The organism is Microbacterium sp. ZOR0019, assembly GCF_000800925.1.
GTDB classification, from domain to species: domain Bacteria; phylum Actinomycetota; class Actinomycetes; order Actinomycetales; family Microbacteriaceae; genus Microbacterium; species Microbacterium aurugineum.
Genome location: NZ_JRKC01000058.1, coordinates 1 through 8,980, shown reverse-complemented (window position 1 = coordinate 8,980; position 8,980 = coordinate 1). Strand labels below are relative to the sequence as shown.

Sequence of the window (8,980 nt, the reverse complement as noted above, 5' to 3'; positions counted from 1 at the left end):
CGGGGTGGTGTCGTGGATCGGCATCCGTCGCAATCCGGCCGAGCCGGTCCCGGCGGACATCGCGGCCTCCGGCACGGATCCGCATTGACGCTGTCGGTGGCCGCGCGCAGACTGGACGCACCGTCGCTCAGCAACCGGAGGTCACCGTGAGCACAGGACAGACGCCGCTTCCGCCCGTCGTCGACGCCGAGACATGGCGCCGCGAGCTCGATGCTCTGCGAGTGCGTGAAAAGGCGGCCACCCGCGAGCTCGACGCCATAGCCGCCCAACGCCGACGGCTCCCCATGGTGGAGCTGCCGGAGCACACGCTCGTCGGCGCAGAGGGTCCCGTCCGTCTCGCGGACATCTTCGAAGGTCGGTCCCAGCTCATCGTCTACAACCACATGTGGTCCGACGGCGAGGAGTGGCAGTGCCCTGGATGCACGGGCTTCACCTCCCAGTTCACCCGGCTCGACGTGCTCGAGCGCTACTACGACGCGCGCTTCGTGATCGTGACGAACGGTCCGATCGAGGAGGCCCTGGCCTACCGCGACCGTGTGGGAAACACGATGGAGTGGTATTCGAGTGCGGGCAGCTCCTTCGGTGCCGACGTCGACGCACCGCCGAATGCCGGGTTCGCGGTGAACGTGCTCCTGCGTGACGTCGACACGGTATACCGGACCTGGCACACGAACGGGCGCGGGACCGAACGGCTCAGCTACCTGCAGGGGCTCGTCGACCTGCTTCCCTATGGAAGACAAGAGGAATGGCAGGACGTGCCGGAGGGCTGGCCCCAGCACCCGACCTACTCCCAAGGCATGGGGTCGAGGGAGATCGCGGAGCTGTACGGGATGGCGCGCTGAACCGGACGCGCCGGGGCGCGCTGCTCTCCGCCGTCGTGGCACTGGTGCTCACGCTCGGAGGGTGTGCAGCTCCTCCGGCGACGCCCGAGTCCGAGCGCGCCCCTGCGCTCCCACCGGCCGGCGCTGTTCCGGACTATCAGCTCGGTGGTGCCTATGCTCCCGCGCCGGAAGTCGGCATCGTGGGGCGCGACCGTGGTGCCGATCCCGCACCGGGCGTCTACTCGATCTGCTACGTCAACGGTTTCCAGACCCAACCGGCTGAGCTCGGTTCCTGGCCCGACGATCTCCTGCTGCGGCACGACGGCGAGGTCGTGTTCGACCCGGATTGGCCGGATGAGGCCCTGCTCGACACGGCGAGCGCCGAGCGCCGCGAGCGGATCGCCGACACCGTGACCGCGTGGATCGAGGGCTGCGCCGAGTCGGGTTTCGATGCCGTGGAGTTCGACAACCTCGACTCGTACTCGCGGTCGGACGGCGCGCTCTCGCTCGAGGACAACCTCGCGCTGGCGACCCTCTACGTCGAGGCCGCCCACGCGGCGGGGCTCGCTGCCGGACAGAAGAACGCCGCGGAAGACGCTTCCACACTGCACGAGCAAGCGGGCTTCGACTTCGCGGTCACCGAGGAATGCGCGGTGTACCGGGAGTGCGGCGTGTACACCGCGGTCTACGGAGAGCACGTCATCGACATCGAGTACACGGATGAACTCCCCCGCCCGTTCATCGAGATGTGCGCAGACGGCGACACGCCCTCCTCGATGGTCCTCCGCGACCGTGATCTCGTCACGCCCGGTGACGACGGGTACGCGTTCGAGACCTGCCCTTAGAGAGGCGTCGGAGCCTCCGCGTCAAGTCCCTGTACCTGTCACGGGTTTGCGCACAGGATGCTCCTGTCCCCATCGTCAGGAGCCCGACCTATGACCGCATCCACCCTCGTCGCCCCCACTGCCCTCGCCTTCCGCGATCGAGGCCCGCTGAGCCGCGCAGTCATCGCACATCTCACGGAGGGCACCGCGTCCGACCACACCGCACTCGCCGCCGACGCCGTGGCAGCGAGCACCGACGTCGTGCGCGACGACGACATCCAGCTCGCGCTGTTCGTCCTCTACGCCTCCGCCTACGGATCGCTGCCGCAGCTGGACGCCGACCTCGAGTGGGACCCCGCGCTCCTGCGGACCAGACAGGTCCTCGAGGCGGCGTTCGAGAGGTCACTGCGCGCGCGCATTCCGACGCCCGACTTGCCGGACCCGACCGTGGATGCCGTCGGCCGCGCCCTCTTCGCCCTCGCCGAGGCCGACACCGGGCCGAGCCTCTCACGCTACTTCGTGAAGAAGGCGACCGAGGAGCAGGCGCGGGAGATGCTCATCCAACGTTCGGCCTACACGCTGCGCGAGGCCGACCCGCACTCGTGGGCGATCCCGCGGCTGGACGGTCGCGCCAAGGCCGCGCTGGTCGAGATCCAGTCCGACGAGTACGGAGGCGGGCGTCCACAGCGTGTGCACGCCGCGCTCTTCGCTCGTGCGATGACGGCCGCGGGTCTCGACGCGACCTATGGCGCGCACATCGACGATCTGCCCGCGCTCACCCTCGCCTCGCTGAACATGATGTCGCTGTTCGGTCTCAACCGCCGCCTGGTGGGAGCGATCGTCGGACACCTGGCGGCCTACGAGATGACCTCCTCCATCCCCTGCCGCCTGTACGCCGACGGCTTGCGTCGTCTGGGCTTCGACGCCGCGGTCACCGCGTACTTCGACGAGCATGTGGAAGCGGATGCGGTGCACGAGCAGATCGCCGCCCGTGATCTGGCGGGAAGCCTCGCCGAAGATCATCCGGAGTTGCTCCCCGACATCATGTTCGGGGCCGCCGCCTGCCTGACGGTGGACGGCTGGGGTGGCACCGCCACTCTGGAGGCGTGGACGGCGGGGGCCTCCGCGTTCCGGCAGCGGGCGGGCGTATGAGCGCCGCACGGGAGCCTGTGACGATCACGCCGTACCCCGACGGCCCGCTGCTGGTGCGGGGCGACATCGAGGTGCTGACCGTCGAGGGGGATCCGATCGCGCCGCACCGCCGGACGGTCGCCCTCTGCCGTTGCGGCCTCTCCGCCCTCAAGCCCTTCTGCGACGGCACGCACAAGGCGGCCGGCTTCCGCACCGACGACTGACCGGTCAGTCGCGCTCGTCGACCTCCTTCCCCAGCCGCTGTGAGATCCACACCGGGATGAAGGACGCGACGATGACGACCGTCGCGACGACGTTGACGACGTTTGCCTCGTTCGGTCTCGCCATCTGGTTCATGATCCACAGCGGCAGGGTGTCGACGCCCGGAGGAGCCGTGAAGATCGTGACGTACACCTCGTCGAAGCTGAGCGCGAAGGCGAGGATCGCTCCGGCGATCAGCGCACTGCGGAACTGCGGGAGGGTCACCAGCAGGAAGGTCTGCCACGGGCTCGCACCGAGGTCCTTCGAGGCCTCTTCGATGCCGGGGTTCATTCGTCGCAGCCGGGCGAGCACGTTGTTGAACACCATGACGATGCAGAAGGTGCCGTGCGCGATGATCATGCCGTAGAAGCCGACCTGGATGCCGATCGGCTCGAGGATCTGGTTGTACGTGTTGTTGAGGGCGACACCGGTGACGATGCCCGGCAGCGCGATCGGCAGCACCACCAGGAGGTTCACGGCGCGCTGTCCGAAGAACGAATACCTCTGAAGGGCGAAGGCCACGAGCGTGCCGAGGATCACGGCGATCACGGTTGCGCCGGAAGCGACCAGCACGGAGTTCAGGAGCGCCGCGCGCACCGGTTCGCTGGTGAACGCCTTGCCCCACCACTCGAGCGAGAACCCGCTCACGGGCCAGCTCACGATGCGCGCGGCGTTGAACGAGTTGAGCACCACCAGCGCGAGCGGGATGTACATGAAGGCGAGGACGACCGCGACGATGACGCCGAGCACGACCTTCGAGGTGCGGGACAGTCTCAGCATGCGACTCACATCCTTTCGAGAGCACCGGTGCGCTGCACGCTCACCAGATAGATGACGACGAACGCGATGGGGACCAGCGAGTACGCGGCCGCCAGCGGCGGGTTCAGGTTGATGTTCGACGCGATCACGCTGCCGATCATCTGCGTGTCCCCGCCGACGAAGCGGGCGACCAGGTAGTCGCCGAGACTCAGGGAGAACGTGAAGACGGAGCCGGCGATGAGGGCCGGCTTGATGATCGGCAGGACCACCGATGCGATCGTTCGCCATGATCCGGCACCGAGGTCGGCGGACGCATCGAAGAGGTTGGGCGGCACCTGGCGGATCGCGGTGTACACCGGGACCGCCATGTACGGCAGCCACAGGTAGGTCAGGGTGAGCACGACGGTGAGCACGCTGAACCCCGGACCGGAGATCCCGAACGGTGCCAGCAACCAATTCGCGAACCCCTGCTCGGTGAAGGTGATGCGCATCGCGAGCACCTTCACCAGGTACCCGGCCCACAGCGGCAGGGTGATCGACACGACCAGGAGCGCCCGGAGCCACGGCGACGCGATCTTGGCCATGAAGATGCCGAGAGGCACCGAGATGAGGATGGCGAGCACCGTCACCGCGAGCGCGATGCCCAGCGTCCGCATCGATGTCGACAGGTAGGCGGAATTGACGAGGAGCTGCTCGAAGTTGCGCAGGGTGAACCCCGGCTTCACCTTCGAGGTGAAGGGGTCGGTGATCCAGAACGCGGTCACCAGGAGCATGACCAGCGAGAAGATGTAGATCCCGATGAGCCAGGTCATCGGAAGGGCCAGGAGCCCGGCGATCCGGAGGCGGCGCTTCATGTCGATCCCGTTCGTGGTTGCGGAAGATGCGGGCGGATGAGGGGATGGGCCTGCCGACCCACCCCCTCGAGGCGGCTCAGCCCTTGACCGAGAGCCAGGCGTCCGTCCACTGCTGGAAGTTGGTGCAGGTGACGTCGGTGCGGCCGTCGATGCACTGTTCGATCGGCGTCGTCCAGAACCAGACGTTCTTGAAGTACTCCTCGTCCGTCGCGTTGAAGTACTCGCAGTGCGCCTTCGCCTCCTCGCTGGTGTCGCAGAAGGCGGCGTTGGCCGGCGCCATGCCGAAGTTCATCGCGATCGCGCCGTTCACCTCCGGGGAAGACGAGTAGTCCATCCATGCGTACGCGCAGTTCGGGTTCTTCGATTCTGTGGCCAGCATCCAGGCGTCCGACCAGCCGGTCGAGCCCTCTTCGGGCAGCACGCTCTGGAACCTGTCATCCTCCGTGAGCTTGCGCAGCACCTCCCACGATGTGCCGAGCACGGTGGTCCCGCCCGCGAAGGACGTGATCTGCGCCGCGGGGTCGGACCAGTACTCGGAGACGATCTCGTTCTGCTGCTTGAGCAGGTCGATCGCCGCCTCCAGTTGTTCCTCGTCGAGCGCGTACGGGTTCGTGATGCCGAGGTCGGGCTCGTGCGCCATCAGGTACACCGCGGCGTCGGCGATGTAGATCGGAGCATCGTAGGCGATGACCTTGCCCGCATACGGGCTGTCCTTCTCCCAGGCGACGTCCCAGCTGGTGGGCTCCTCGGTGACGATCTCGCTGTTGTACTGCAGGATGTTCGCGCCTCGACCGATCGGGATGCCGTACGACTTGCCGTTGATCGTGTCGTAGATCTGGCCCTTCATGCCCTCGACGATGTCGTCGCCGAAGTTCGGGATGAGCTCCAGGTTGAGCGGCTGCACGTCGCCGCCGGCGATCAGACGCAGGCTCGCATCCCCCGAAGCGGAGACCAGGTCGTAGTCGCCGGTGCGCATGAGCTGGACCATCTCGTCGCTGGTACCGGCGACACGACGGTTCACCACACAACCGGTCTCGCTCGTGAAGGCGTCGCTCCACGCCGGCTCGACGAATCCACTCCAGGCGACGATGTTCACCTCTCCCTCGTAGTCGCCGAGGGCTTCCTGCATGGCGATGTCGGGAACGTCGATCTGGAGTTCGCCGGAGCCTTCGGAGGCCTCACCTCCGGTGGTACAGCCGGACAGGGCGAGGACGGCGGCGGCTGCCATCGCCGTGGTGGCCAGGATCTTCTTACGCATGGATCGCTCCTTCGTGATCAGTGCTGCAGGTGTGCATCGGGTGTTCGGTTGTTGCGTTCTTCAGGGAAGCCGAGCCGCCTGGTCGGGAGACCAGACGACACGGACGTGGTGACCGCGGGCGAGGTCGTCGTCGGCGGAGTGCCGGGCATTGGGACGTTCGGCGGTGACGTCCATCCCCGCGTCGGTCGCGATCAGGTAGCGGGTGGCCGGGCCGGTGTAGACGATCTCGGTGATCGTGCCGTCGAGGAAGACCTCCCCCGGGGAGAGCGCCACATCGCGGCCCGTCAGCCGCATGCGCTCCGGTCGCACGCTCATCGTCCGCCGGTCGCCGGTGAGGGCCTCGGCGAGTTCCCCGCCGATGAGGTTCGAGAGGCCAAGGAACCGCGCGACGAACTCCGTCTCCGGTCGCTCATAGACATCTCGAGGGGCACCCACCTGTTCGACACGGCCGCCGTTGAACACCGCGACCCGGTCGCTCAACGTGAGCGCCTCCTCCTGATCATGGGTGACGAAGATGAAGGTGATTCCGACTTCGCGCTGGATCTGCTTGAGCTCGATCTGCATCTGCTCGCGGAGCTGCTTGTCGAGCGCGCCGAGCGGCTCGTCGAGCAGCAGCACCTGCGGGCGCAGGATCAGCGCTCGGGCCAGGGCGATGCGTTGACGCTGGCCGCCCGAGAGCTGGTGGGGCAGTCGGTCGGCGACATGGTCGAGGCGAACCTGCTCGAGGGAGGTGTGCACCCGGGCAGCCCGGGCGGCCTTGCCTTCGCCGCGCACGCGGAGCCCGTAGCCGACGTTGTCGGCGATGGTCAGGTGCGGGAAGAGCGCGTAGTCCTGGAAGACCGTGTTCACCGGGCGCGAGTGCGGTGGCGTACGCGTGACGTCCACTCCGGAAAGGAGGATGCTGCCCGCGGTGACGTCTTCGAAGCCGGCGATCATGCGCAGCACCGTGGTCTTGCCGGAGCCGGAGGGGCCCAGCATCGACAGGAACTCACCCGACGCGACCTCGAGGTCGAGGTCGCGGACGGCGGTGAACTCGCCGAAGGACTTGGTGACGCCGCTCAGAGTCACCGTCCCGTCCGGGCGTGTGCCCTCGGGTGTCGTGGGTGCTGCGGGTGCCGTGGCGATCATCTCGCGCTCCTCAGATCGTCGTCGAACTCGGAAGATTCACCAAAACATATAAACCCATAGGTAATATGTCAACAGGAACTTCTTGGGTATCGTGATCACGGAAGGGAGAATCGCAGGATGGGATCGAGCTCGACGACGCACCCGACGCACGCCTCTGCGGATCTCTCCCCCGGACTCGAAACAGAGACGGAGCATGCGCAGCCGCATCGACTCCAGGGGGCGTTGTTCCAGCCGATCGGCGACGAAGGCAGGGCGGAACTCGTCGAGCGTCGCCTGGTCGATGCGATCACGCGCGGGCACCTCCGCGCCGGCGAGAGACTCCCATCGGAAGCAGACCTGAGCAAGAGCCTCGGGGTCGCCCCCGTGACGGTACGTGAAGCGCTCCTCGCCCTCCGGGGCCGCGGCCTCGTCGTCACCCGCCGCGGGCGCAACGGAGGCAGCTTCGTCGCCGCGCACGCCGATCCGCTCTCGTTCGCCAGAGAGGCCGTGCGCCGCACGTCGCGCCTGGCACTGCGAGACCTCGGTGCCCACTACGCCGCCATCACCGGAGCATGCGTCCGACTCGCGGCGAAGCGCGCCGATCCCAGCGAAACACAGCGGGTGCGTCGCCGGCTGGAGCGGATCGAAGACCTCGACCCCGAAGCACAGCGCCGCCTCCTCGACGACGTGCAGATCGAGATCGTCGCGTTGAGCCAGTCGGCGCGACTCACCCGCGAGCAGATGAAGCTGCAGGCGGAGCTCTCCCCCTTTCTGCGCCTCGTCGCCTACGAGACCGAGAACCTCCGACGGCAGGCCGCTCACCTCGCCGCCGTGATCGACGCCGTGGAGGCCGGAGACCCCGATGCCGCCGGGGCGAGAACCGAGCTCATGGCGGCGGAGACCATCGATGCCCTGATCCGGCTCCAGGCCACCACCGGCTAGAACACAGCCCCCATCGACGTGCACAGGAGGACGCGATGATGAACACAGCAACCGACACCGCCATCCAGGCCGCAGCGGCAATCGTGGAGGACTACTTCACGGCGCCCGTGCGCACGCTCCTCGACTGGGTGGACCCGTTCGCCGCCCAGGTCTCCGAGGCGAGAGCGACCGGCCCGCTCACCCGCTCGAAGATCGACACGCTCGTGGAACCCCACGCCCTGACGACTCTTGCCCTGCAGGAGAGACCCGTCTATGGAGCAGGATTCATCGCGGCGATCGACCTCCTCACCGACGCGCACAGTCACCTCGCCTGGTGGCAGGGCGAGGATCGGAGACAGCTCGTTCTCGCCTCCCAGTCGCTGAACAAGGAGAACATCGACTACAGCGCGCTGGAGTGGTTCCGGGTGCCGATGGCCACCGGAGAGCCGCACGTCGCAGGCCCCTACGTCGACTACCTGTGCAGCGACGAATACACGATCACCATCGCGGTCCCCGCCGAGGTGGACGGCGCGCGCATCGGAGTCGCAGGACTCGACCTGCTGGTGTCGGCCGTCGAACAGGACCTCACTCCGCGTTTCGCCGCACTCGGATGCGAGGTGACCTTGACGAACGGCGTCGGTCGGGTCGTGGTATCGACCGATCCTCGATGGGCCACGGGAGACTCCGTGCGCGGCAGCGGTCTCGCCGCTCTTCCGCGCGTCGGCTGCGAGGGAGTCGCGCTCGACGTGATCGTCGAGCCCGGCGACGAACGAGGTAGCGCCCTTCGATCCGGCTAGCCCTCGTCGGAGGCCCCGTGCACGATAGGAGCATGACCGACGGCTACGACCCGGACTTCCTCGGCACGCCACTGCCACTTCCACGCCCCGCGCAACCGAGCCGTGAACTTCCCTACCCGCGCTTCACCGTGCTGCTCGACCCCGCACGCAGAGTGGCTGCAGTGACGGCGGTCAACATCGACGGTGCCCGGCTCCGGGAACTGCCCCGCACGGGCGAGTGGCGGCTCGATCCCCGCATCCCCGCCGA

10 protein-coding genes and 1 pseudogene are annotated in these 8,980 nt (G+C 67.5%); 7 read left to right on the top strand and 4 right to left on the bottom strand.

What is annotated here, in order from left to right; translation table 11 throughout:
- The first annotated feature begins 146 nt into the window (after positions 1–146).
- The 4 genes from L978_RS12435 (at position 147) to L978_RS12420 (ending at position 3,000) form a co-directional block, all read left to right on the top strand.
- Positions 147–842 (top strand): DUF899 family protein, encoded by a 696-nt coding sequence (locus tag L978_RS12435; protein WP_047523423.1) that lies wholly within the window; start codon positions 147–149, stop codon positions 840–842.
- A 35-nt stretch (positions 843–877) separates the two neighbouring features.
- Positions 878–1,666 carry an endo alpha-1,4 polygalactosaminidase gene (locus L978_RS12430; protein ID WP_442921827.1) on the top strand — a complete coding sequence of 263 codons (789 nt, stop codon included), beginning with the start codon at positions 878–880 and terminating at the stop codon, positions 1,664–1,666.
- Positions 1,667–1,756: 90 nt separating this feature from the next.
- Complete coding sequence (locus L978_RS12425; RefSeq protein WP_156118291.1) at positions 1,757–2,797, top strand: iron-containing redox enzyme family protein; 1,041 nt, start codon at positions 1,757–1,759, stop codon at positions 2,795–2,797.
- On the top strand, positions 2,794–3,000 hold the full coding sequence (locus L978_RS12420; RefSeq protein ID WP_047523425.1) for a CDGSH iron-sulfur domain-containing protein: 207 nt from the start codon (positions 2,794–2,796) through the stop codon (positions 2,998–3,000). Before L978_RS12425 ends, L978_RS12420 begins: the two co-directional genes overlap by 4 nt.
- Before the next feature lie 4 nt (positions 3,001–3,004).
- On the opposite strand, the gene L978_RS12415 is transcribed toward L978_RS12420, so the two are convergent.
- The 4 genes from L978_RS12415 to L978_RS12400 form a co-directional block, all read right to left on the bottom strand.
- Entirely contained in the window at positions 3,005–3,817 is an 813-nt protein-coding gene (locus L978_RS12415; RefSeq protein ID WP_047523422.1) for an ABC transporter permease, read from the bottom strand.
- Positions 3,818–3,822: 5 nt separating this feature from the next.
- Positions 3,823–4,650: an ABC transporter permease gene (locus tag L978_RS12410; protein ID WP_047523420.1), complete on the bottom strand. Its 828-nt coding sequence runs from the start codon at positions 4,648–4,650 to the stop codon at positions 3,823–3,825.
- Positions 4,651–4,726: 76 nt separating this feature from the next.
- Positions 4,727–5,908, bottom strand: a complete 1,182-nt coding sequence (locus tag L978_RS12405) for an extracellular solute-binding protein (protein WP_047523419.1) — start codon at positions 5,906–5,908, stop codon at positions 4,727–4,729.
- A gap of 60 nt (positions 5,909–5,968) precedes the next feature.
- The gene (locus L978_RS12400; protein ID WP_047523418.1) at positions 5,969–7,036 is read right to left on the bottom strand and encodes an ABC transporter ATP-binding protein; all 1,068 of its coding nucleotides are present in this window, start codon (positions 7,034–7,036) and stop codon (positions 5,969–5,971) included.
- Positions 7,037–7,153: 117 nt separating this feature from the next.
- Here L978_RS12400 and L978_RS12395 point away from each other — a divergent pair, with 117 nt between their 5' ends.
- The 3 genes and pseudogenes from L978_RS12395 to L978_RS12385 form a co-directional block, all read left to right on the top strand.
- Complete coding sequence (locus tag L978_RS12395; RefSeq protein ID WP_047523417.1) at positions 7,154–7,957, top strand: FadR/GntR family transcriptional regulator; 804 nt, start codon at positions 7,154–7,156, stop codon at positions 7,955–7,957.
- Between the two features lie 35 nt (positions 7,958–7,992).
- The gene (locus L978_RS12390; RefSeq protein WP_231555054.1) at positions 7,993–8,733 is read left to right on the top strand and encodes a cache domain-containing protein; all 741 of its coding nucleotides are present in this window, start codon (positions 7,993–7,995) and stop codon (positions 8,731–8,733) included.
- A 32-nt stretch (positions 8,734–8,765) separates the two neighbouring features.
- Positions 8,766–8,980 (top strand): annotated as a pseudogene (locus L978_RS12385) (DNA/RNA non-specific endonuclease); the annotation flags it as partial.